This window comes from Pseudomonas sp. RP-B7 (assembly GCF_059803535.1).
This window is the reverse complement of the sequence record NZ_JAPFHC010000001.1, coordinates 499,546-522,045: the sequence shown is the minus strand read 5'-3', so window position 1 is coordinate 522,045 and position 22,500 is coordinate 499,546. Positions and strand designations below refer to the sequence as shown.

Genomic DNA, 22,500 nt, shown 5'->3' with positions numbered 1-22,500 from the left:
TTGATTCGGGGTTCTCGGCATCAGTCGGAAGCAAGTCTGAATTCTTTTTTGCAGCAAGGGAACTTTTTTATTTTTGGTGGTCGTGTGACTTTCGCTGCCGTGATGTTGAAACGATGGCTATTTTTTTGTCATGAAACTGAATGGATCTGTGCGGTTCTGATCCTCATTAGGCGCATTGCGCTATAAACTATGTCACACATTTTTTTAGTAGTTAGGAGCATCAGCACATGCAACTGGGGATTATCGGACTAGGCCGCATGGGCGGGAATATTGCACGGCGCCTGATGCTCAATGGGCATACCACCGTTGTTTTCGACCGTAACGAAGCATTTGTCAAAACCTTGAGCGAAGAGGGCGCCACTGGCGTCGGCGGCCTCAAGGAACTGGTCGCCGGGCTGCAACAGCCGCGTGCCGTATGGGTCATGCTGCCAGCAGGCGCGCCCACCGAAGACACCATCAATGAGCTGAGCACGCTGCTGGAGGCTGGCGATGTGATCATCGACGGCGGCAACACCAACTATAAGGATGACGTGCGTCGCGGCAAGGCACTGGCGGAAAAGGGCCTGCACTACGTTGACGTCGGCACGTCCGGCGGCGTTTGGGGCCTGGAGCGCGGCTATTGCATGATGATCGGCGGCGACACCGAAACCGTGCAGCGCCTGGACCCGATCTTCAAGACCCTGGCCCCGGGCATCGGCAACATCCCGCGTACCAAAGACCGCAAAGACAGCGCTGACCCGCGCGCCGAGCAGGGCTACATCCACGCAGGCCCCGCGGGTTCCGGGCACTTCGTCAAGATGATCCACAACGGCATCGAATACGGGATGATGCAGGCGTTTGCCGAAGGTTTCGACATCCTCAAGACCAAGAACTCGGACAACCTCCCAGAAGATCAACGTTTTGACCTCAACGTCGCCGACATCGCCGAAGTCTGGCGCCGTGGCAGCGTGGTGTCGTCCTGGCTGCTGGACCTGACCGCCGACGCCCTGGCCACCGACCCGAAACTCGACGGCTACTCCGGCTCCGTGGCCGACAGTGGCGAAGGCCGCTGGACCATCGAAGCGGCCATGGAACAAGCCGTGCCGGTGCCGGTGCTGTCCACTTCGTTGTTCGCCCGTTTCCGTTCGCGCCAGCAGAGCACCTACGGTGACAAAATGCTTTCCGCCATGCGCTTCGGCTTTGGTGGCCATGTGGAGACGTCCAAAAAATGACCGCCAACGGCAAGAAGTCCAAGGCCGAACCCGCTCCACCCACCATATTGTTTCTGTTTGGCGCCCATGGCGACCTGGTCAAGCGCCTGCTGATGCCGGCGCTGTACAACCTCAGTCGAGATGGGTTGCTGGGCGATGGCCTGCGTATTGTTGGCGTTGATCACAACGCCATCAGCGACGCCGACTTTGCCAAGAAGCTCGAGGACTTCATCCGCACCGAGGCCGCCAGCAAGGTCAAGGGCAATGCCGACAATGCCCTGGACCCACAGTTGTGGGCCCAGTTGGCCAAGAACATCAGCTACGTCGAGGGTGACTTCCTCGACGACAGCACCTACGTGGACATCGGCAAGAAGATCGCCGACAGCGGCACCGCCAATGCGGTGTTCTACCTGGCCACCGCGCCGCGCTTCTTCAGTGAAGTGGCGCAGCGCCTGGGCAGCGCGGGGCTATTGTCGGAAACCGAGGATGGCTTTCGCCGCGTGGTCATCGAAAAACCCTTCGGCTCCGACTTGGCCACCGCCGAAGCGTTGAACGCCAGCCTGCTCAAGGTGATGAGCGAGAAGCAGATCTATCGCATCGACCATTACCTGGGCAAGGAAACCGTACAGAACATCCTCATCAGCCGTTTTTCCAATGTGCTGTTCGAGGCATTCTGGAACAACCATTACATTGACCACGTGCAAATCACCGCCGCCGAAACCGTCGGCGTTGAAACCCGGGGCAATTTCTTCGAAAAAACCGGCACCTTGCGCGACATGGTGCCCAATCACTTGTTCCAGTTGCTGGCGATGGTGGCCATGGAACCTCCCGCTGCGTTTGGTGCCGACGCGGTGCGCGGTGAAAAAGCCAAGGTGATTGGTGCCGTGCGGCCCTGGTCCCTGGAGGATGCGCGAGCCAACTCGGTACGCGGGCAATACACCGCCGGTGCAATCGGCGGCAAGCCACTGCCCGGTTACCGCGAAGAAGCCAACGTCGCGCCCGACAGCAGTACCGAGACCTTTGTCGCCCTCAAGGTGATGATCGACAACTGGCGCTGGGTTGGCGTGCCGTTCTACCTGCGCACCGGCAAGCGCATGAGTGTGCGCGACACCGAAATCGTCATCTGCTTCAAGCCTGCGCCTTATGCGCAGTTCCGCGACACCGAGGTGGATGAGCTCAAGCCCACCTACCTGAAGATCCAGATCCAGCCGAACGAAGGCATGTGGTTCGACCTGCTGGCCAAAAAACCTGGGCCGACCCTGGACATGGCCAATATCCAGCTGGGTTTTGCCTACAAGGACTTCTTTGAAGTGCAGCCGTCGACAGGCTACGAAACCTTGATCTACGACTGCATGACCGGCGACCAGACCTTGTTCCAGCGTGCCGACAACATCGAAAACGGCTGGCGTGCGGTGCAACCGTTCCTCGATGCCTGGAAGCAGGATGACGGCATCCAGCCCTACAAGGCCGGCGAAGATGGCCCCGCCGCGGCAGACGCGTTGCTGGCCCGTGATGGCCGCACATGGCACTCCCTCGGATGAGTGATGCCGCGATTCATCCCATCCGCTTTATCCTCAGCGACCTGGACGGCACCCTGCTGCATCCCGATCACCGGCCCAGCCAACGCACCGTTGATACGGTTCGTGCGTTGCGCGCCGCCGGGGTGTTTTTCAGCCTGGCCAGCGGGCGTCCGCCCAAGGCCATGCTGCCTATGGTCGAGACTTTCGGTATCGATATTCCGGTGGCCGGCTTCAATGGCGGCACGTTGATCAGTCCTGATGGCAGCGTGCTTGTCGCCCATCATCTGCCTGCTGAAGCGGCGCTGATTGCCCTGGCGCTGTTTTCGGCCGCGCCGGACGTCGAAACCTGGGTGTTTGCCGACGGTGACTGGCTGCGCCGCGACCTACCAGGGCCGATGGTGCAGCGCGAGACCGATGGCTTGGGTTATGGCCCGGTCGTAGTGGAGAGTTTCGAGCCGTACCTGGACCGCATCGACAAAATCGTCGCCGCCAGCCTCGATACGCAACGCTTGATTGAACTGGAAGCGCAGTTGCAGCCCAGGGTGCAAGGGCTGGCGCAGGTCTCGCGTTCACAGCCGGTGTACCTGGACGTGACGGCGATGCTGGCCAACAAAGGCGAGGCGTTGAAGACCCTGGCCGCCCACCTCGGAGTGCCGCTGGAGCAAACGGCGGCGATTGGGGATGGCGGCAATGACCCGGCGATGTTCCAGGTGGCCGGGTTGTCGATTGCCATGGGGCAGGCCGAGGAGGCCGTCAAGCGTCAGGCCAGCGTGGTCACCGGCAGTCATGTCGAGGATGGCGCTGCCGAAGCCTTCGAGCGTTTCATCTTGTCTGCCGGCCTGCGATAGACAGCTACCACAGGCCCTCTGCGTTGTACCTCGATACTGCTGGCCGCCCTTGGCGCCCTGATCGACGGGGCGCCACGACACGACAAGGAGTCGTCCCGTGGCCACGCACGCATCCTCTGCCCTCAATGGGCTCTCGCTGTAGCCGATACCACAAATCAGGCGCCATTTTCTTTCCTGCCCCACGCTGCAAGAAGTGGCAATTGCCGTCTTGCAGCAAAGCTTGGGCAATCAATATCGGTGGTTGGTTATCAACCCGTCTCACCCGGTGCTGATGGAGCCGGTCTACATCTTTGACGGCAAGGCCTTCAAGCTGGCCGGCCACAACAGCCTGACATTGGTCGATGCGTTGATCGAACGATGTGCCACCGGGACATTCGTCGACTATTCCGACGGGACGTTCCTGGCACAAAGTGCGCAGCCGAATTCATCGCTTCCACTGCATGTCAAAAGCAGTGACGTGGAAGCCTTGATCAATGATCGTGGCCCGCAGTTGCTCGAGCGCTATCAAGAGGCATTGGTCAACTATTGGATGGAATCAGGCACCCACGGCACGGCGCGCTTTCTGTGGGGTGATAGGCAACCGTCGCAGTGTCGTGGAGGAGGGTGAAGTGCAAGCCTATGTCGACGTGCTTGAACCCTTTGACCACCGCAGTATCTGGCCTTTCAAGCAGCAAGGTACGCAGGAGGAACCGATGTGGCGGGAAGTGCCTGCACCGCTTGTGAAGGCTGCGGATGAGCTTGCTGCCCATGAGCAACTGGCGAATATCGGCGGTGAAGCCAATCGCTTGTGGCGCGGCGCGGGAAACCAGTTTACCCAGCTCCTCCAGATGGAGGCATTCGCTCGGTTCTCACCACGGCTGGTGCGCAGAGAGTGGTTGAACTATGCGAACAAGATGGTCCGGCAACGAGATTTGCTGATCGATGCACTGAAAGTACCTGCTGCCTCGCCGAAGCATCAGGAACTACTGGAGTTTTTCAAAAACACACCCAGTGCCCTGTATGACGAAGTCATACGCTTTCAGGAGCAGGCGTCGCTGGCCCGTAATCGCATGATCCTTCACGGGGCCCCCACATCGGAGGGCCTTTTGACGTTGTACAAGGCGTGGTTGATCGACGTGGTGGAACTGGACAGCCATGACCCGTTGATTCGCCCATTTGTGGTGCGGGAGCGTTCCTCAGGGCGCGAACTCTGGTTTGCACGTTTTTTCTATGAAGATCAGAGTGCGCGCAACATTGGTTACCACTTTTCCCGAGGACTGCTACTTCGATATGCTGATCGAAATGCCAGCTACCACAAGTTGAAACAACGCACCTCGAACAACCAGCTTCTGATCAATGTTTTACGTTCCAACATTGATCGAGAAGTTGCCGAAACGGTGTTCTTTGGCGAGGACGTCAACCCCGCCGACCAGTAATTACTTCGGCATGGCCCAGGACTGAAGCTGATAGCCACTTTTGTCGAGTTCGGCGCGGGCTTGCAACAGCAGGTCTTCCAGTTGCGCCGGGTCGGTATAGGCGCTGGACGACAGTTGCTTGCTGCCGATACGCGTGTTGGTGCGGTCGATGACGCTCAGGCTGAGGGCGCCATTGCCGTCATGCCAGGCCACGCATTGAAAGGGTTGGAAGGCACGGTCTGCGATCAAAAGAGCTTCGTTGATGCGGAGCGGGGCGTTCATGTGGGTCGTCTCTCTAAATGCCCAATCAAGTGGAGTGCCGTCGGTTGGGCGGGCCGTACGGCGAGTTACTTGTACTGATGCACGATGGCGGGGTACGGGTCACATGTTAGTGTAAGAAAAATCCAACTTTCGTGATGAGTGTCATGTAAGCGGCTGTTTTGAAAGCCCAATGAAAGTTTTCCGGGATGGTAACTTTTTAGCCGTTGGCGTTGGGAGCTGGCTTTTTGCCAACACTTATAGCGAAACGGTACAAGGTGTGCGTCAATATCTTGCTACTGTTGCTATCAGAAGCCACAAACCATTGTTTCTAAATAACTTTAACAATTTTGGCGTCAAGGAATAGTCATGGTTGTTACACCTGTGCAACGTCGCTTGCTGGTGGTTGACCCTTGTGAGGATTGTCATGGGTTGTTGCCCGGTTTACGAACGGCCGGGTGGGAGGTCGACAGCTGTGCCCTGGAAGCCGTCGGAGACCGCTCGTGTGATGTCGGCTTGCTGCGTTTGCAGCCTTATCACCTGGAGCGGCCCGAGGCAGTCAAGGAGCTGATCAGTCGCAGCGGCACTGAATGGATCGCCGTGCTCAGCCAGGACGTGCTGCGCCTGCAAAACGTCGGTGATTTTGTCTGCGAATGGTTTTTCGACTTCCATACCTTGCCTTTCGACGTGGCCCGGGTGCAGGTCACGCTGGGGCGCGCGTTTGGCATGGCGCGGTTGCGTGGTCAGGCCACCACCCCGGTGGACGGGCCTGAACATGAGCTGCTGGGTGACAGCCGTCCCATACGCGAGTTGCGCAAATTGCTCGCCAAGCTGGCGCCCACGGAGTCTCCGGTGCTGATCCGCGGCGATAGCGGCACAGGCAAGGAACTCGCGGCCAAGACCCTGCACCGTCAATCCCAACGCCACGCCAAACCGTTTGTCGCGATAAATTGCGGGGCGATCCCGGAGCACCTGATCCAGTCCGAGTTGTTCGGGCACGAGAAAGGTGCGTTCACCGGCGCCCATCAACGCAAGGTCGGGCGCATCGAAGCGGCGAATGGCGGCACGCTGTTTCTCGATGAGATCGGTGATTTGCCGATGGAGCTGCAAGCCAACCTGCTGCGTTTTCTCCAGGAAAAACAGATCGAACGTGTCGGCGGCAGCCAGCCCATCCCCGTGGATGTGCGGGTCTTGGCCGCGACCCACGTCGACCTGGAGGCGGCGGTGGAGAAGGGCACTTTTCGCGAAGACTTGTATTACCGGCTCAACGTTCTGCAAGTGGTGACCGCGCCGTTGCGCGAGCGCCACGGTGATGTGCCGATGCTGGCCAACCATTTTTCCCGGTTCTACAGCCAGGAAACCGGACGCCGCCCGCGCAGCTTCAGCGAAAACGCATTGGTCGCACTGGGCCAGCACCCATGGCCGGGCAATGTGCGCGAGTTGGCCAACCGCGTGCGACGCGGCCTGGTACTGGCCGAAGGGCGCCAGATCGAAGCCGCTGATCTGGGATTGCAAAGCGAGCAGGCAATTGTTTCACCGATGGCTACACTGGAGGACTACAAGCACCGCGCCGAACATCAGGCGCTGTGCGATGTGCTCAACCGGCACAGCGACAACCTGAGTGTCGCCGCCCGTGTGCTGGGGGTTTCCCGGCCGACGTTCTACCGGTTGCTGCACAAACACCAGATCCGCTAGGGCGGGTAAACGAAAAGCCCCGCAACGACCCTTATCGTTGCGGGGCTTTTTTTGTCGTGAGCGGTCAGAAGTAATACGGGAATTTCAGGCTGAACGTAAAGTCCGGTGCATCATCCGTCATGCCGATCGCCAGGTTCGGCACGATCGTCAGGTTATCCGACGCGGCAATCGTCATCCCCACGTTGAAGTAGCCGGCGTTGGCATCGCTGGACACTACCGACTGCCAGTCTCCACCGTTGGGCTTGAGCCTGCTCTTGCGCTGGATCAGGTCGGAGACCGAGAACGACATACTCATCTTCTCGTTCAACGCAAACGCTACGCCAACCCCGAGCTGGAAGCTGTCGCCAAGGCTGACCTTGCCGCCGACTTTCTGATTGACGTCACTGCTGATGTCGTCAAACGAGCCCTGGAAGTTGTGGGTGTAGGACAACGAGCCAAACAACACGGCTGGGTCGAAGGTCTTGACCAGGGAAATGCCCGGCGTAACCGACCAGACACCGTTACCCGTCGGCAGGTTCTCCGGCACATACAGGTTGTCGTTGTTGGCCGACTTGACCAGCTTGATCCCGAACGGCTCTTTGCCCGTAGGCGCCTTGACCCGCAACGACACCACCGCATCCGGCAGGCTGGGCGTTTCGTCGAGGAATTTGTAGGCCACGCCAAAGTTGACGTCACCGATGGTTGGGTCGCGGGTCACCGACTCTTCCGACGTGGCGGTGGCATTGTTGCCGGCGCCGGCCGACTGATAAGTCGACTCGCGGTACACCACAGGTACGTTTATGTCGAACTGCCAACGGTTGTCGACGTTGTAGCGCCCGGTCAGGTCCAGCGTCCAGTTGTCGGCCTTGATCCGGTCCAGGTTGATATTGCCGAGGAAGATCGAGTCCAGCGCCAGGAAACCGTTGAGGGTCAACTGGCGCGCATCGTAACGTGCATAGGTGACACCGGTTTCAAAGCTGAACTTGCCATTGCCAAAGAAGCCACTGGCTTCGTTGTAGAGGTTGCTCACACTTTGTGCGGGCGCCGAATCGTCCTTGAGCGACTGGCCATAGGAACTGCCACCGCCGCCCGCGCCACCGGATGCGGCTGCCGCGCCCGTGCCTGCCACGGTAGCGCCGCTGGCTTTCTGGAAGTCCGCGGGGGACTTGGCCAGGCGCCTCGGTGCCGGTGTGGCCGGCTGATCCTCCACTTGGCGTACGCGCTGTTCGAGCACGGCCAAGGCTTTTTGTTGCACTTCGTACCGCTGTTTAAGTTGCAGAAGCTCCTGTTTGAGGGTCTCGATATCGGCATCTGGCGCTGCATACAAAACGGATGCGGGCAAGAGCGTACTTAAGCAGACCACCGCACGTAGCGATAACGATCGATGCATGAAAAAGCCGTCCTTTCTGAATGCTAAAGTGTCGAGGGTCAGCGTAGTTCAATAACCGAGCGTGCGTAGGCCTTTGAGTTGTTCAAGATTGCAGTTCAAGGCTGGGTTGTTCAGGCTGTTATTGTTCATCACGACGTTAAGTTGGGTCATGTTATTGACGAAGTTGGTATTGCCGGTCAGTACCGTGCCTTGCAGCACAGTGCCGCCACCAATACTCTGGAGGCTGTTGCCCTGGTTGTGATTGGCCTGGATCGCCATCTGCAAGCCGCCATTGTTGGCCGAGACGCTCACCTGACCGGCTGCACTGGCCCCTGTCACCGTGCCGCCCGCCGCCAGTACTTGCCCGGATTGCGCCATGTTGGCGGGGGCGAAGCCGTTGTCGCTGATAGTGATGCCGACGTTGTTGTAGGCGGTGTTGCCATCACCTGCCGAGCGTACGCTCTGCGTCACGCCTTGGCCGCTGCCCAGGCCAGCGCCGCCGGTTACCGTGCCGGTGCCGGTGTTCTGGTTGGTACCAGTGCCAGACGAGCCAGTGGTTTGCACATAAAATTGCGGGGTAATGGTGGTTTTGTCGATCTGCATGCTGGCCTTGCCGGTGATGGTGTCACCGATGGCGTTGGTCCAGGTGCTGCTCATGACAATGCCAAAGCTGATGATTCGCCCTGGCATCACATAACGGCCGCGAAGTTCGGACATCTCCGAATCCTTGAGTTCAATAGGCTTGAACGCCGATGAAGCATAAGCGGGCATTGAGGCTGCCAGGCACATGACCGTCAGCCAACGGTAAGTGTTCATCTTTTGCTCCTGGAGCGTCCTGCTCCTTATTGCGCTTCGTTAAAAGAAGTCGCTTTGGATGAAACCGAAGTCCATCAGCTCGGCGTCGCCGACAGGCCTGAACTCATTCAACTGGTTCTTGGCGGTCAGCGGCAGGGGCGGGTCGAGCAAGACGTTGGCCTTGTCGTAACCTTCGCCCAGTACGGCGAAGACGATGCCGTTCCAGCCTTTGACGAAGTCGTCGTGTGAGTAGCGTTTGTGGCCCAGTACCGGGTCGCCGATGTAGACCCAGTCCTTGTCGGCCCGCTGCATCACCACAAAGTGCTTGTAGCCACGAATTTCCAGCAGGACCACCACGGGGATCTTCACGGTCACCAGGGTCTCTGGTGCAATTTTGTAGCCCCGCGCACGCATGCCGATGCTTTCGAGGTAGCGCTTCATGTCCAGCATCGAAAAGCCCTGGGTACGGACCAGATCCTGGTCGGCGTTGACCAACATGCCTTTGATGACGTGATCTTCGTCTACGTCGAGCCAATAGCCCTGGCGCAGGATGGTGGCGAGTGCCGCGGCACCGCAGCTGAAATCGGTTTTCTGTTCCACCAGGTTGGCGAACCGGCGCTCACGGATGCTCTCGACCTTCTTGAAGATGACTGCACCGCCAGGCATGGCGGAAATCGCCATGTTGCCTGCCCAGGCCGGGCCGGTGAGCAACATCAGGAGGCTGAGGGTCGCGAGGCGCATGATCGTATGACCTGTTGGACACTGGAATAAAAAAGGGCCTTGTTTCCAAGGCCCCGTTGCATCAGAAGCGCACGCCGCTTTGGCAGACGCTGCAACCTTGGCCAACAGACAGGCTGTTGCTGCCTTGGTTACCCGAACCCGATTGCAGGTTCACACCCACGTTGCCGGAGTTGCGGTTGATCGAGTTGTCGGCACTGGAGTTGTTAGATACGTATTGAGCCTTGTTGCCCCAACCGTACCCGTGGCTGGTAGCGGCAGCATTCAGGTAGTTGTTGCCGAGCGAGTTTTGCTCGGTGTTGGCAGCTGCAGCGATGTTTTTGCCATCAGCCGTGGTGATTGCCAGGTTGTTTTTGCCTTGGTTGCCTTGGCCGGACTGACCGTTGTAGCCCACGTTGCCGGAGTTATGGTTAACGGCGTTGTCCAGCGAGGTGTTGTTTTGCGTGCCTTTGTTGACGAAGTTGTTCAACCCGCTGTTTTGGTTCACATCGACTACAGCGAACACGGTGGCAAAGTCGCCTTTGGCACTGGAGATCGCGCCAGAGTTGTCTGCTTGGTTGCCGCTGCCAGCCTGGACGTTAACCCCGGTGTTACCGCTGTTGTCGTTTACCGAGTTATCGGCAGAGGCGTTGTTTTCGGTCTTGGTGTCGTCAAACTTGTTACCGATGCTGTTTTGCACATCGGTCACCACGGAGGCAACCACGCCAGTGGGTTGCGGAGCTGGGTGCCAGCCACCACCACCTGCTTGAGCAGCTGCTGCCATCAGTGCGGCGAGAGCGAAAACCATTGGTTTCAGAGCCATTTGAGGTTTCATGGTGTTTCTCCTTGCTTCTAATTAGTTGGTTAAGTGTTGGTACGGTCTAACTAGTGCTATCAAGCAGTTACTTGATAGTGATGCCCAGGGTGTTAGCCACTCGGTTCCCCACCCCGGCACTCTGGTTCACCTGTATCACTCCTCGGCTGCCGGTGAAGGCCTGGTCGCTTGTCACGACCTGGCGGCTGCCAGTGGTGGGGGTGAGCCCTGAGTCGGTCGCCAGCGTCGTGGTGTTCTGTTGCACCAGGACGCTGTCGTCGATGCTTTGCGGGGCAGGGTTTACGCTGATCCGCACGGCATTGACTTGTTGGTTATTGGCCCCGGCCGACTGGTTGACGCCCAGTACACCGTTGCCGTTGGTAAAAGAGTTGCCCTGAATCGCCGCCTTGGCGTTCGTGGACGGGTCAACACTGCCATCCATTCTCTGGATATTGAGTGTGCTGGCCTGGCCACCGAGCGTGATCGCCCGGTTGTTGGCCTGTTGCTGCTGATTACCGGCCGCTTGGTTGACCGATAAATTGCCGGTGTAGTCAGTGCCGCTGTTGTTGATCACGGCGCTGTTGTCGGCCATGGCGCAGGCACTGCCCAGCAGCGCGAGAAGGAGCAGGGAACGGTTCATTGTTTGCCCCCCAGCATGTTGCCGAGATTGTTCAAGGGCGCCATGCCGCGCTGGATCGAATCGCTGATCTGCCCGCCCATGCTGCTGCCCGAGCCGTGGCCGGAGGAAGCGCCGGCGCCGAGGGTGGACATGCTGTTCTGCGTCGCACTGACACCGGAGAAATTGCCGGTTGGCTGCAGTGCCGTGCGAGTGATGCCCAAGCCGCTGTTGACGCCGCCAAAGTCACGGTCAGTCAATTCGCCGGACATGGCGTTCAGAATGTCTTTGCTGGGATTGGCATTCGCCGTGTTGGGATAAGGATCGGGCCCGAAGGACGCGCGGCCATACATGTGCGCCTGGACATCGCGGCCGGTCACGATCACACCGTCACCCGCATAGCTCGGAACACTGATACCAACGCTGAGTACGCAGCTGATCAGCAGAACGTTCATCGAACCTTGAGTGAATGTGATCACGGCGATATTCCTTGTTCTTCGCGCTGACCCTAAACAGCGCTGTAAGGGATAGAGCAGAAGGCGTGCCGCTTTTTAATTGTTGTTGTTATTCAATGGCTTGCGTATTTCACGCAGCAAAGTGCTATCGGCGCTGTTTCACGGATGAGACACCTGCCCGCCAGGTGCCCACCGCCGGCCACACCGTAAACGTTTCACCCAGCTGTATCAGCGCTGTAACAGCACACATGACAAAACCGTGAATCCGCGCTGCATGGGCGGTTCAGGGCAGGGAGGTGTTTCAAAAATGGACACTGCAGACGCAAGGGCGCCCGGTCCTGCAGGCAGGGCTCAGCCTTTCGGCGCTTTACGCGGGATGGAATTGAGTACGGGATTGCCGTCCTGGTTCTGGGTCAGGTAGACCGGCAGGACCTTGGGCAGCGAGGGGATGAGATTGTTGACTTCATTGATGTTGTAGATACCGCCGATGCGGATCGCGCCAGTGTTGGCATCGGCCAGCATCACCGCCTTGTTGAGGTAGCGGTTGATCAGCGGCAACGCGTCGGCCAACGCCAGGTTGTCGAGCACCAGCTTGCCCTGGCGCCAGGCCAGGGCCGTGTCATTGGCGTTGAACGCCTGGACCTGCGGTGTCGCGTCGCCCAGGCGATAACTGGCCTGCATGCCCGGCGTCAGCGGTACGCTGCCGTGCACCTGATCGCTGGCGATCTGTACCGAGCCTTCGAGTAGCATCACCCGCACCTGATCTTCGTACTTCCAGACGTTGAACTGCGTGCCGGTTACGCGTACCTGACCTTCGCCAGCGCGTACGATGAATGGATGGGTGCTGTCATGGCTGACCTTGAAAAACGCCTCGCCTTTTTTCAGGACGACCCGGCGCTGATCCTTGTAATTGCTGAAGACCAGCTCGGTGCCCAGGTTCAACTCCACCTGGCTGCCGTCACCCAAGGTCACTTGGCGCAAGCCGGTGGACGCCTCGAAGCGTTCGTAGGAACTCGGCAGCCAGCCGGCTTCCCAGCCGGTGAACGCCGCCACGGGCAGCGCCGCCAGGCAGATTGCCGCGGCTATCGCGTACTGGCGCAGACGCCTGCGGGGCTTGAACGGCACTACCGCTGCCAAGGCTTCGTTGCGCGGCAGGTGGTCGGCAACGTCCCAGATCTCCAGCATGGCCGCGTATTCAAAGGCGTGCAGCGGATCAGCATCGTGCCACTGTTCAAAAGCCTGACGCTCGGCGGGCGTGCAATCGTGCGCGTGCAAACGCATGCACCAATGCGCGGCGGCGTCGGTGATCGCGTCATATTCGGCTTCTGAAAGAGACTTTTCTGTCATTTAAACGTCCTGATTTCCCACATTCTAACCTCCCAGGCATGGGCCGAGAACTGCCATCATGGTGATTGCACGCCAATTGGAACTTATTCTCGTTTGTGGCTGCCTAAAAATCTCAGGACATTCTTACAATGGAGAACGAATATGCTGAAGAAAACCTTAGTCGCCCTGTGTGCAACCTCCGCGCTGCTCAGCGCTGGCGCCGCCTTGGCGGACAAGCCGGGGGCGGGCTGGATCCCGATTGAAAAGGCGATCGAAGTCGCCAAGACAAAGGCCGGTTATATCGAGGTCTATGCGGCCGAAGCCGATGACAATGGCTACTGGGAAGTCAAAGGCCGCAAATCCGATGGCACCGTCTATGAAGCGCGCATCGATGGCGCCTCCGGCAATATCCTGCGCGACCAGAAAGACTGACGCCCTCCAGGGGGCCGTTTCAGGCCCCCTGATCCAACTCGCGCCCCAAGTGACTGATCAGGTACGTCAGCGAATCGGCATTGGCCAGGATCGTATCGATACGCTTGTCCGCGTCACTCATGAAGATATGCCGCGCATCATCCAGCGTCTTCGCGCCGGTCAGTTTGAACACCCGGTCGCGCCCGTGCACCCCGCCAAATCGACCCAGGTCTTCCCAGCGTTGCGACAGACTGTCCCAGGTCTTGAATAACAGGCTCGCTGGCGTCAGCGTCGACAAGGCGGTGGTGCGCAAGTCCGACAGGTCGGTGTACAGCAACTGGCCGTGCAGGGTACCGACGTTGATCAGGTCGTGGAACGGACGCATGCTGTCCAGGTAGGCCAGGTCTTCGGTGTTGCATTTGAAGTGCGAGATCTCATGCATGATGATCGTCGCGCGGGCGTGGGCAGAGATGTTGAATGGTGTTTTCAAGCGGTTCTCATACACGTCCATCTGCGGGTCGAAAAAGCGATCCAGCAGGTAGATTTTTTTCTGCACATCATCTGGCAGGGTGAATGCGTAGGTGTCCCGTGGGCTCCAGCGTGCGGTGCCGGTGACAAATCGACCTGAGTCGAGGTTGGTCAGGGTCGGGTCTACCAGCGCATCGAGTATCTCGTCCACGCGCTGCTCGATTTTTTGCAGTTGCGAGGGGCTGAAGCTCAGCACCCCGAACATCTCGGTCAGGAACAAGCCGACGCGCGAGCCCGGTTTAGGGTCCGTGGCGAACTGCACGATATTGCGCTTGCAGGTCACCGCGTAATACGTCGCGACGTTGAGGCCTTCGTTGATGCACTGGGCCTTCCACGGCGAGAGCGCGGTGATGGCCGGTAGCCCGACGGCCTCGATATTGATGGCATCGCGCTCAGCCGAACGGGTTTGCCTGCGGCCGATGTAACGCGACAACGTCGGGCCGAGGCGTGGATGGTGTTGGGATAGGTCGAACACCCATTCACCTCGTGCGTTGCGTTCGACATACGGGCCTATTTCTTCGTCGAGGACAATCCGCCAACGCGCGCCGGCTTTCGTCACCGGGTACACCTTGCCCGCCACTGGTACGTAGGTTCGCTTGCTCACAGGGTGCGAGTACGGTTGCTGCGGGGCGCGACGTTGCAGGTCTATCAGTGAAATATCGACATTTTCAAAGTGCCGCAATCGGGTGCGCAAAGGGTCGGTGATGTCCAGGGTCTCCAGGGTGGTTGCTGCGCCAGGGCCGGCTTCATCCGGCATCTCGGGCGCGGGGCCGGCGGGAGTATGGCGTGGCTTGAACGGCTGGTCGAGGCGACTGCGCAGTGAGGCCAGGGTCGCCACGCCCTGGATGAAGGGTCTCATGCCTTCGGCCCAGCGTTGGTTTTGCAAGCTTTCCGCTGACGCCTTGAACAGCTTGTAGCTGCGCCACACCGCAAGCGGGTACTGAAGCTTGCCGCTGATAAATTGCAGGGCCATGGGTATACCCTTGCCGAACAGGCTGGTGACAGCGTCCCAGGCACTCTTGCCGTTGGGGTCAAATTGGCTGCCAAGCATTCTTGCCAGCTGTTGCGTGTTGTCATCGAACAGCAGCGGCAGCAGGTTGCCGCGCACCGGCGACGAGGCCAGGCCCAGATCGCTGGAAGGGCTGCGCGCGTGCGCCTGCATCAAATGCCGATAGGTGGCGCGCTGGGGATCGTCCAGTTGGCGAATTACCCAGTCCTGCAAAGGTCCCGGACGGTTGAGTTGGTCGAGCAGGTCCTCCTCGCGGGGGAACTCTGTCAATGTCTGCGTCGGGCAGTAGGGGGCGTACAGCACCTGGGGCCCGGAGGCCCCGGTGTGTGGGCCGATCAGGTAAATGCCCCGGGCCCTGGCCGGCGTCGCGCCAGGCGTGGCCACCAGTTCCAGTGGCCGAATCATCGCGGTCACCCCGCTGACACTCGCCCGTGCTATGGCATCCGGCATATCAAAGACCTGTTGCACAAAGCTCCAGGCCGTCGCACTCAAGCGTTCTTCGAGTTTTTCTTCGTGGGCATGGCTCAACAGCTGCCACGGTAGCTGCTGGCAGAACAACGCTTTGCGCTTACGGGCATCTTCGGTGTCTGCGCTCAGGTGGGTATCGAGCAAGGCGCGGTAAGTCTTGGCGATGTCCAACTGGCGAATCAACTGCACCAGCGCCGCACCGTCCAGGGTCGGGGGCAGGGGTGTACGGGTGCGCGAAAACGGTTTGAGCGTGTCGGCCAGCAGGTTTGGCAGATGGCGTTGGGCAAAATCGGTGAGGCTCTGGCTATGGCCGTTGAGCATGACTCGCGTGGGGATCAGGATGTCATCCGGGTCCAGCCCGAAGCCGTCAAACCGAGCGTTGAGCAGGGCGCGCAAGGCGCTGGCGACGTGGTCGCGCAGGGGCGGCAGGGCGTGCAGGTAATCCCGGTCATCGGGGGCACTGAGGCGGTATTGCTCAAGCAGCTCGGCATGCCGCAGTTGCTCCTGGGCTGACGCCATGCCCAGCCAGACGGGCAATGCTTGTTGCAGAACCATCGCACGGGCGATGTCGGTGGCGCGGCCCAGGTTGGAAGGTGCTGCACGCAGCATTTGGTTGTCCAGGCAGTCCTGTAACTGTCGGGGCCCCAGCGGCGCGGCGAGCCAGTAGTCGATGGCGTTGAGGCTGTAATCGAGGTAGCTCTGCTGGCGATTGTCCAGGAAGTGTTCGTCGATACGTTGCAGCGGGCCGAGCTGGAAGGTTTGATGAGGCCAGCGCAGGCCGATCGGCAGGTTATCCAGCAGCATCAAACGGTCATCGGCGGTTGACAGGCGCACCGCGAGACTGTCGCGCAGGGCCTGCACCGATACGAACGCTTCATGTCCCAGTTGCGGGGTCCAGAGCACGGCTTGCCCCGAATGGTCCGGGTCCAGGCCACCGCGTTCCGTGAGTACAAAGCAGTTGGCCAGGGCGTGCGCACGCTCGTCGGTGCCGACCTTGAGGGTCAAGCCAAACGCATCCGGCAGAAAGCCCTTGAGGCCGTGCCGTTTGACGCGGGTCATGCTATCGGGGCGCAACACCGTGTCGACAATCGCCTGGCTCGCCGGGCTCAGGGTTTTGTTCAGCAGCCGCAGCTCGGCTTCACTGCGCAAGCCCAGCATCAGCGCGTCGTTCAAGGCATCCTGATGGCTTCGCAGGAACAGGCGCGGCAGCATGCGGATGTCGTGATTGCTGAACGGCGCCAGGGTCTGTTCGATCACCGCATTGAAGGTTGTACCGTTCAAGCTGTTCCAGCGGCTGGAGAAGCCGGCGCGGTGTTTGCCATAGAACCCTAACTGCGGCGTCTCTTCCACAGGTGGGGCTGCATGACTCAAACGCTGGATAAAGTGATCGACCATGCTCACAGAGGTCAGGGGCTTGCGGTCTTCCTTTTGCCGGGCTTCGGTGGCGTAGGTGTTCACGTAGACGTCATCGGCGTGCAAGGCCAGCGAGCGCTCGTCTAACTCTTTGTCCAACGCCTGTGTCGCCAGCGTGCGTAACGTGGGGTGCTCGCGCCGGCGCATCGCCAGTGCCGCGTCGGCGGCGCGCAAAGTGAGCAACTGTTGTTTGGCACGTTCGGCTTGCACCGTGGAAGGGCGGCCGTTGTCGCTGGAGACAGGATGTGCGCTCCAGCGTCCCTGCGCGTCCAGCGCCAGCAAGCGACTGTCGAGCATGTGGCGCAGGTCCAGCGCACAGTCGAGCAACGCCGCCAGGTCCACCGCCCCTTCACTGCGTCGATATACCGCGAGGGCGTGCTCCAGGTTGCTCAATTGTTTGGCGGCGATGTCCTGAACCATTTCGCCGAACACGTCTGCGAGTACCGGCACGCCGCTGATCTGCACTTGATCCATGCCGATGTACACGCTGCGTTCGTCCAGCGACAGAAAGTTGAGCAGTTCATCCTGATGCCCGGCGGCCTTGAGCATCTCGAGCAGCGTATCGTTGAGGTCGGCGAGGTCCTTGAGCAGCTGCAACCCGCGCGACTGGGTGTACAGGTAGGCGTGGGTGTCATTGATCAACAACGTGGCAGCCAGTTCCACGTAATGTTGATAAGGCGCGTGGATCTTCACCTTGTCGATGTTCAGGTGTGCGTGCCAGGCGCTGCGTTCAGCCTGGTCCGGAAGAAAGGTGGCGAGCAGTTGGTGGCTTTCCTCGGCCGACAGGATGCCGTTCTGGCGCTTGAGCAGCAGGTCGACGCGGAACTTGTCACTCATCACCTGGGCAAACAGCCCCAGCCGTGAGCGGCCGCCGCCGATGTCTTCATTCCACCACGTCAGCAACAGGCTGCTCAGCAGTTTGGACAGAATCCCGGCGGTTTGTTCGATCAGGCTTTCCCACTGCCGCTGATCGGCTGCCAGCTGCGCGGCGGTGAAGGCGCGAGTGTCATGCCGTGGGTTGGTGAATGTGCGCGTTTGGCTGCCGGGCCACGCCTGCTTGAGGTAGAACTGCAACAACACCTCACTCAAAGGGACAGAACTGGTCCACTGCGAAGCGTCTTGGTGGCGTGTGTTGACGCGTGTATCGCGCTGATCCAGGCCGGAGAAGTACGAGCGCGCCATGATGCCGAGCAGCGTATCGAGCATCCATGACAGGGTTGGCGTGGTGCGCAATTGCGCCAGCATGTCCTGCGCATTCTGATGCTGGCAGGCCTGCAGGGTATGCTCCTGATCCTGCATGACGGCGCCGTCGATGATCGAAGATGTCAGGGTGCAGGGCTGGTCTGGGGTGAATTTGGCACGCTGAGATATTGATAAAAAAATAATTAAATCAGTACGTTGGCTTTGTATATTGATGCGTTTGTTTAACTCTGCAAGTAGCTCGTCGCGGCTGTCGAACACCTCAATCCCACCATAGGGCGTGTACAGCAATGCCTTCTGGCCATCGGGGCTGGGGCTCATGATGAATGCCCCGGCCAGTGGGAGCGCGGGCTGGTCCTTCATGCTGACCTGCAATTTCTCCACTTGCATGGGGTACTTGCGCAGTTCGGTGTTCTGGCGGGCGTGATCGGTGGCGTAGTACAGCGTGTGCAGCCAGTCGAGGTCGTTGAGTGTCAAACCCAGGGCTTGTTCGCGCTCGGTTGGCTGTTTCCTCCTGACTGGCTGCAGGAACTCGTTGAAAAAATAGGGTGGGGTTACGCGCGCCATCGTTTGCTCCGTGTCGGTCAGCGTCTGGAGCGGCAGGGTAGGAGCCTCGGCTTGGCATACGGCGGTAGATAACTGCTGCAAATCCCGATGGGTTATCAAACGGCGATTGACAGCCTGTGCTGTCGGCGTTGTTTAATCCCAGGCCTGGGTTTCCAGTCTTGTCGCCCCTTCCAATCATAAAATCGGAGCTACAGATGTCTGCGCAGTCCTCGCAACTTGGCAGTTCCCATGCTCGTATCCGCTTCACCGACCTGGTGGCACTGCTGCAACGCATTTTCGAACGCCATGGCACCTCGCCCCACGTGGCGGCCGTGCTGGCGCACAACTGCGCGATGGCCGAGCGCGACGGCGCGCACAGCCACGGCATTTTCCGTATCCCCGGCTACCTCAGTACCCTGGCCAGCGGCTGGGTGAACGGCAAGGCCGAGCCCGTCGTTACCGATGTGGCCTCGGGGTTTGTCAGGGTCGACGCCGGCAACGGGTTTGCCCAGCCGGCGCTGGAAGCGGCGAGGGCACTGCTGGTGGCGAAGGCCCGCAGTGCCGGGATCGCGTTGCTGGCGATTCATAACTCCCATCACTTTGCGGCCTTGTGGCCGGACGTCGAACCGTTCGCCGAAGAAGGCCTGGTGGCATTGAGCGTGGTCAACAGCATGACCTGCGTGGTGCCCCACGGCGCCGACCGTCCGCTGTTCGGCACCAACCCCATCGCCTTTGCCGCGCCGCGTGCCGACGGTCTGCCGATTGTGTTCGACCTGGCCACCAGTGCGATCGCCCATGGCGACGTGCAGATCGCCGCACGCAAGGGCGAACGCCTGCCGCCGGGCATGGGCGTGGATGGCCTTGGCCAGCCGACCCAGGACCCCAGAGCCATTCTTGAAGGGGGCGCCTTGCTGCCGTTCGGTGGCCACAAGGGCTCGGCGTTGTCGATGATGGTGGAGTTGCTCGCGGCAGCGTTGACCGGCGGCAATTTTTCCTTCGAGTTCGATTGGTCCGATCACCCCGGCGCACGTACGCCCTGGACCGGCCAACTGTTGATCGTGATCGATCCGAGCAAAACCAGCGGCCAGGCGTTCGCCGAGCGCAGCCAGGAACTGGTGCGGCAGATGCATGCGGCGGGGTTGCGGCGGTTGCCGGGGGATCGGCGCCATCGCACGCGGGCGAAGTCGCTGGAGCAGGGGATCGAGATCGAGGCGCAGCAATTGCACGAGTTGCAGGCGCTGGCCGAAGCGTGAAAGCGGGCTGCGCCAGTGGCGCAGCCCGGCGTACTCAGTTGCGGCGACCGAGCAACAGGCCGACCACCAGGCCAAAGCCTGCGGAAATGGCCACGGTCTGCCAAGGGTGGCCACCGATGTAGGTTTCGGTGGCATCGACCACCGGCTTGCTGCGTTCACGCACGCTGGACACCGAGTCCAGCGCCTGCTTGAGCTTGATGGCAACCTGCTCGCGCAGGGTTTCGCCTTCTTCGCCCACCAGGGATGCGCTGCTTTTGAGCAGTTTGTCCGATTCTTCGATCAGCGCGGTCAGTTCGCTGAAGGCTTGGTCCTTGATTTGGTCTTCGACGGCTTGGGCAGCGGTTTTGCGGGCCATTGTGTGACTCCTTGCGAGTGAATGTGACAGTGAACAATGGAGTATCGGGCGGCGGCAAAAGTTGCGTTTTTTTTGCCGCCGCCGGGTCTTGGGCAAAATCCGAATCAGGAAATTTGGACCTACAGTGTAAGATGTCGCCTATTTGTGCAGCAGGTATTTCAACATGAGCTTCAATCTGGCCAACAAGACCCTCGCCGAACGTGCCGAGCTGGAAGATGAAAAGTCGCGCCTCTACGACCTGTGGCAAACCAACCTGGGCAAGGCCAAGGGCGAAGCGGCGCGCTTGTTCGGCGAGCGTGCCAAGCGCAAGGGTAAATGGGCCGAGTGGGTCCGCGCCGAACTCGACGGCATGTCGCCGCCGGAGTTTTCCAACATGGTGCGCAGTGAGGTCAACAAGTTGATGGCAGCGGCTAAATAAAGCTCGCCACGATCGCTTCACGCACTTTCAGTAACATCGGATCCAGCTGTGCCTGGGTGCGCCAGCCCAGTTCCACCGGGTAGCGCGGCAACGCCAGCGGGCACGGCAGCATACGCAGGCCGCTCATCTGCGCGATGGCCTGCGCCGCATGCCCCGGAATGGTCGCTACCGCCTGGCTGCCCTTGAGCAGAAACGGCAGCGCGGCAAAGTGGCTGGTGGACGCACACACCTGGCGGCTCAAACCCTGGGCCGCCAAGCCCTCGTCGGTAATCCCGATAAACCCGCCGGATGACACCAGCACATGCTCGCGGCTGACGAACTCGTCCAGGCTGATGTCCGCCTGGTCCGAGTCCAGCAGGCAGCGGTAATCACCTTCTCCCAACACCTGGCGGCTCAGCCTGCCCTGGGCAAAGCCGCCCGCCGTGATCGCCAGGTCCAGGCTGCGGTCGAGCAGGGCGCCGGCGACGATCTGGCTGTGGGTCTGACGGAAAATCACCCGCAGTTTCGGCGCCCGTTGTGCGATGGCTTGTATCAGCCGGCGGCCGTAAGCGATTTCGAAGTCATCGGACAAACCCAGCACCACCGAGCGCCCCTGATATTGCTGGTTATCCGGGTTGACCATGGCCAGGCTTTGCCGGCAGCGTTCCAGGGCCTCGCTGATCAGCGGTTTCAGTTGATTGGCGCGCAAGGTCGGCGCCAACCCACGGCCGGTGCGCACGAATAACTGATCCTCATACACCTCACGCAAGCGCCGCAGCCCGGCGCTGACGGCCGATTGCGTGACGCCCAGGCGCAATGCCGCACGGCTGGCGCTGGATTCGTCGTACAGGGCTTCGAAGGTTTTCAGTAGGTTCAGATCGACCTTGGCGATATTCATTTGGCTCATATCATTCAGCAGTGAACTGGGCTTTATTCATGATCGAGGCTGGCGGGAGAATGGGCAACCCCATTTTCCGGAGTGATCGTGATGCCTGTTTCGACTGTAGCTGCTTTGCAAATCGGTTCTTTGCCCGGCGGCAAGGCTGACACCCTTGCGCAAATCCTCGGTTACGAGGACGAGATCCAGCGCAGTGGCGCGCAACTGGTGGTGATGCCCGAGGCGTTGCTCGGTGGCTATCCCAAGGGCGAAAGCTTCGGCACGCAATTGGGCTACCGGCTGCCGGAGGGGCGCGAGGCCTTTGCGCGCTATTTTGCCAATGCCATCGACGTGCCCGGCGCCGAGACTGACGCGCTGGCGGGCTTGTCGGCGCGTACCGGCGCCAGCCTGGTCCTTGGTGTGATCGAGCGCAGTGGCAATACCCTGTATTGCACCGTGTTGTACTTCGAACCGGCAGGCGGCCTGGTGGCCAAGCACCGCAAGCTGATGCCCACCGGCACCGAGCGGTTGATCTGGGGCAAGGGCGATGGCTCGACGTTACCCGTGATCGACACGGCGGTCGGACGTGTTGGCGGTGCGGTGTGCTGGGAAAACATGATGCCGCTGCTGCGCACGGCGATGTACGCCAAGGGCGTGGAGGTGTGGTGCGCACCGACGGTGGACGAGCGTGAGATGTGGCAGGTCAGCATGCGTCATGTCGCCCATGAGGGACGCTGCTTTGTGGTCAGTGCGTGTCAGGTGCAGGCATCGCCCGAGGCGTTAGGTGTGCAGATCGCCAACTGGCCGGCGCAGCGGCCGTTGATTGCCGGTGGCAGCGTGATTGTCGGGCCGATGGGGGATGTGCTGGCAGGGCCATTGCTGGGCGAGGCGGGGTTGCTCACGGCGCAGATCGATACCGATGAGCTGGTGCGTGCGCGGTATGACTACGACGTGGTGGGGCACTATGCCCGCCCGGACGTGTTCGAGTTGGTCGTGGATGAACGGGCCAGGCCGGGGGTGCGCTTTATCACTGACTGACATGCACCCGCTGAAAACCTGTAGTGAGC

21 protein-coding genes are annotated in these 22,500 nt (G+C 60.2%); 10 read left to right on the top strand and 11 right to left on the bottom strand.

The window, feature by feature from the left end; translation table 11 throughout:
* Window positions 1–227: 227 nt before the first annotated feature.
* The 5 genes from gnd (at window position 228) to OPU96_RS02245 (ending at window position 4,973) form a co-directional block, all read left to right on the top strand.
* Window positions 228–1,211, top strand: coding sequence for a phosphogluconate dehydrogenase (NAD(+)-dependent, decarboxylating) (gnd, locus tag OPU96_RS02265; RefSeq protein ID WP_192299666.1), 984 nt, complete (start codon window positions 228–230; stop codon window positions 1,209–1,211).
* Entirely contained in the window at window positions 1,208–2,731 is a 1,524-nt protein-coding gene (zwf, locus tag OPU96_RS02260) for a glucose-6-phosphate dehydrogenase (protein ID WP_192299665.1), read from the top strand. Before gnd ends, zwf begins: the two co-directional genes overlap by 4 nt.
* On the top strand, window positions 2,728–3,558 hold the full coding sequence (locus tag OPU96_RS02255) for an HAD family hydrolase (RefSeq protein WP_226457154.1): 831 nt from the start codon (window positions 2,728–2,730) through the stop codon (window positions 3,556–3,558). Before zwf ends, OPU96_RS02255 begins: the two co-directional genes overlap by 4 nt.
* A gap of 193 nt (window positions 3,559–3,751) precedes the next feature.
* Window positions 3,752–4,165, top strand: a complete 414-nt coding sequence (locus OPU96_RS02250) for a hypothetical protein (RefSeq protein WP_498558575.1) — start codon at window positions 3,752–3,754, stop codon at window positions 4,163–4,165.
* A 1-nt stretch (window position 4,166) separates the two neighbouring features.
* Window positions 4,167–4,973, top strand: a complete 807-nt coding sequence (locus tag OPU96_RS02245) for a hypothetical protein (protein WP_498558574.1) — start codon at window positions 4,167–4,169, stop codon at window positions 4,971–4,973.
* Here the strand turns inward: OPU96_RS02245 and OPU96_RS02240 are convergent, their stop codons facing one another.
* The gene (locus tag OPU96_RS02240; RefSeq protein WP_010210845.1) at window positions 4,974–5,234 is read right to left on the bottom strand and encodes a hypothetical protein; all 261 of its coding nucleotides are present in this window, start codon (window positions 5,232–5,234) and stop codon (window positions 4,974–4,976) included.
* A gap of 345 nt (window positions 5,235–5,579) precedes the next feature.
* Between OPU96_RS02240 and OPU96_RS02235 the strand changes: the two genes are divergently transcribed.
* Window positions 5,580–6,905, top strand: a complete 1,326-nt coding sequence (locus OPU96_RS02235; RefSeq protein ID WP_192299662.1) for a sigma-54 dependent transcriptional regulator — start codon at window positions 5,580–5,582, stop codon at window positions 6,903–6,905.
* 64 nt (window positions 6,906–6,969) lie between these two features.
* Here OPU96_RS02235 and fapF read toward each other — a convergent pair whose 3' ends face one another.
* From fapF to OPU96_RS02200, 7 genes are all read right to left on the bottom strand, one after another.
* Window positions 6,970–8,274 carry a fibril amyloid transporter FapF gene (gene fapF, locus OPU96_RS02230; protein ID WP_192299661.1) on the bottom strand — a complete coding sequence of 435 codons (1,305 nt, stop codon included), beginning with the start codon at window positions 8,272–8,274 and terminating at the stop codon, window positions 6,970–6,972.
* A gap of 48 nt (window positions 8,275–8,322) precedes the next feature.
* The gene (gene fapE, locus OPU96_RS02225; RefSeq protein WP_226457151.1) at window positions 8,323–9,069 is read right to left on the bottom strand and encodes a fibril amyloid subunit FapE; all 747 of its coding nucleotides are present in this window, start codon (window positions 9,067–9,069) and stop codon (window positions 8,323–8,325) included.
* 39 nt (window positions 9,070–9,108) lie between these two features.
* Complete coding sequence (gene fapD / locus OPU96_RS02220) at window positions 9,109–9,789, bottom strand: fibril amyloid maturation endopeptidase FapD (protein ID WP_226457150.1); 681 nt, start codon at window positions 9,787–9,789, stop codon at window positions 9,109–9,111.
* Window positions 9,790–9,850: 61 nt separating this feature from the next.
* On the bottom strand, window positions 9,851–10,600 hold the full coding sequence (fapC, locus tag OPU96_RS02215) for an amyloid-like fimbrin subunit FapC (RefSeq protein WP_226457149.1): 750 nt from the start codon (window positions 10,598–10,600) through the stop codon (window positions 9,851–9,853).
* 67 nt (window positions 10,601–10,667) lie between these two features.
* Window positions 10,668–11,219 carry a fibril amyloid subunit FapB gene (fapB, locus tag OPU96_RS02210; protein ID WP_226457148.1) on the bottom strand — a complete coding sequence of 184 codons (552 nt, stop codon included), beginning with the start codon at window positions 11,217–11,219 and terminating at the stop codon, window positions 10,668–10,670.
* Complete coding sequence (gene fapA, locus OPU96_RS02205) at window positions 11,216–11,674, bottom strand: fibril amyloid chaperone protein FapA (RefSeq protein ID WP_489324765.1); 459 nt, start codon at window positions 11,672–11,674, stop codon at window positions 11,216–11,218. The genes fapB and fapA overlap by 4 nt, the downstream gene beginning before the upstream one ends.
* 327 nt (window positions 11,675–12,001) lie before the next feature.
* Entirely contained in the window at window positions 12,002–12,997 is a 996-nt protein-coding gene (locus OPU96_RS02200; RefSeq protein WP_305392564.1) for a FecR family protein, read from the bottom strand.
* Window positions 12,998–13,138: 141 nt separating this feature from the next.
* Here OPU96_RS02200 and OPU96_RS02195 point away from each other — a divergent pair, with 141 nt between their 5' ends.
* On the top strand, window positions 13,139–13,408 hold the full coding sequence (locus OPU96_RS02195; protein WP_192299655.1) for a PepSY domain-containing protein: 270 nt from the start codon (window positions 13,139–13,141) through the stop codon (window positions 13,406–13,408).
* A gap of 19 nt (window positions 13,409–13,427) precedes the next feature.
* Here OPU96_RS02195 and OPU96_RS02190 read toward each other — a convergent pair whose 3' ends face one another.
* On the bottom strand, window positions 13,428–18,572 hold the full coding sequence (locus OPU96_RS02190) for a dermonecrotic toxin domain-containing protein (RefSeq protein WP_498558573.1): 5,145 nt from the start codon (window positions 18,570–18,572) through the stop codon (window positions 13,428–13,430).
* A gap of 194 nt (window positions 18,573–18,766) precedes the next feature.
* Between OPU96_RS02190 and OPU96_RS02185 the strand changes: the two genes are divergently transcribed.
* On the top strand, window positions 18,767–19,804 hold the full coding sequence (locus OPU96_RS02185) for an Ldh family oxidoreductase (RefSeq protein ID WP_192299653.1): 1,038 nt from the start codon (window positions 18,767–18,769) through the stop codon (window positions 19,802–19,804).
* Window positions 19,805–19,838: 34 nt separating this feature from the next.
* On the opposite strand, the gene OPU96_RS02180 is transcribed toward OPU96_RS02185, so the two are convergent.
* Window positions 19,839–20,159, bottom strand: coding sequence for an ElaB/YgaM/YqjD family protein (locus OPU96_RS02180; RefSeq protein ID WP_095015928.1), 321 nt, complete (start codon window positions 20,157–20,159; stop codon window positions 19,839–19,841).
* 163 nt (window positions 20,160–20,322) lie between these two features.
* Between OPU96_RS02180 and OPU96_RS02175 the strand changes: the two genes are divergently transcribed.
* Entirely contained in the window at window positions 20,323–20,577 is a 255-nt protein-coding gene (locus OPU96_RS02175; RefSeq protein ID WP_003190904.1) for a hypothetical protein, read from the top strand.
* On the opposite strand, the gene OPU96_RS02170 is transcribed toward OPU96_RS02175, so the two are convergent.
* Window positions 20,570–21,463 carry a LysR family transcriptional regulator gene (locus tag OPU96_RS02170; RefSeq protein WP_498558572.1) on the bottom strand — a complete coding sequence of 298 codons (894 nt, stop codon included), beginning with the start codon at window positions 21,461–21,463 and terminating at the stop codon, window positions 20,570–20,572. The two genes, OPU96_RS02175 and OPU96_RS02170, sit on opposite strands and share 8 nt — an antisense overlap.
* Window positions 21,464–21,544: 81 nt before the next feature.
* Here OPU96_RS02170 and OPU96_RS02165 point away from each other — a divergent pair, with 81 nt between their 5' ends.
* Window positions 21,545–22,471 carry a carbon-nitrogen hydrolase family protein gene (locus OPU96_RS02165; protein WP_192299651.1) on the top strand — a complete coding sequence of 309 codons (927 nt, stop codon included), beginning with the start codon at window positions 21,545–21,547 and terminating at the stop codon, window positions 22,469–22,471.
* The last annotated feature ends 29 nt before the right edge of the window (window positions 22,472–22,500 follow it).

Coding starts and splice junctions, on each gene's coding strand:
- gnd (WP_192299666.1), top strand. CDS start 228: ATGCAACTGGGGATTATCGGACTAGGCCGCATGGGCGGGAATATTGCA.
- zwf (WP_192299665.1), top strand. CDS start 1,208: ATGACCGCCAACGGCAAGAAGTCCAAGGCCGAACCCGCTCCACCCACC.
- OPU96_RS02255 (WP_226457154.1), top strand. CDS start 2,728: ATGAGTGATGCCGCGATTCATCCCATCCGCTTTATCCTCAGCGACCTG.
- OPU96_RS02240 (WP_010210845.1), bottom strand. CDS start 5,234: ATGAACGCCCCGCTCCGCATCAACGAAGCTCTTTTGATCGCAGACCGT.
- OPU96_RS02235 (WP_192299662.1), top strand. CDS start 5,580: ATGGTTGTTACACCTGTGCAACGTCGCTTGCTGGTGGTTGACCCTTGT.
- fapF (WP_192299661.1), bottom strand. CDS start 8,274: ATGCATCGATCGTTATCGCTACGTGCGGTGGTCTGCTTAAGTACGCTC.
- fapE (WP_226457151.1), bottom strand. CDS start 9,069: ATGAACACTTACCGTTGGCTGACGGTCATGTGCCTGGCAGCCTCAATG.
- fapD (WP_226457150.1), bottom strand. CDS start 9,789: ATGCGCCTCGCGACCCTCAGCCTCCTGATGTTGCTCACCGGCCCGGCC.
- fapC (WP_226457149.1), bottom strand. CDS start 10,600: ATGAAACCTCAAATGGCTCTGAAACCAATGGTTTTCGCTCTCGCCGCA.
- fapB (WP_226457148.1), bottom strand. CDS start 11,219: ATGAACCGTTCCCTGCTCCTTCTCGCGCTGCTGGGCAGTGCCTGCGCC.
- OPU96_RS02200 (WP_305392564.1), bottom strand. CDS start 12,997: ATGACAGAAAAGTCTCTTTCAGAAGCCGAATATGACGCGATCACCGAC.
- OPU96_RS02195 (WP_192299655.1), top strand. CDS start 13,139: ATGCTGAAGAAAACCTTAGTCGCCCTGTGTGCAACCTCCGCGCTGCTC.
- OPU96_RS02190 (WP_498558573.1), bottom strand. CDS start 18,572: ATGGCGCGCGTAACCCCACCCTATTTTTTCAACGAGTTCCTGCAGCCA.
- OPU96_RS02185 (WP_192299653.1), top strand. CDS start 18,767: ATGTCTGCGCAGTCCTCGCAACTTGGCAGTTCCCATGCTCGTATCCGC.
- OPU96_RS02180 (WP_095015928.1), bottom strand. CDS start 20,159: ATGGCCCGCAAAACCGCTGCCCAAGCCGTCGAAGACCAAATCAAGGAC.
- OPU96_RS02175 (WP_003190904.1), top strand. CDS start 20,323: ATGAGCTTCAATCTGGCCAACAAGACCCTCGCCGAACGTGCCGAGCTG.
- OPU96_RS02170 (WP_498558572.1), bottom strand. CDS start 21,463: ATGAGCCAAATGAATATCGCCAAGGTCGATCTGAACCTACTGAAAACC.
- OPU96_RS02165 (WP_192299651.1), top strand. CDS start 21,545: ATGCCTGTTTCGACTGTAGCTGCTTTGCAAATCGGTTCTTTGCCCGGC.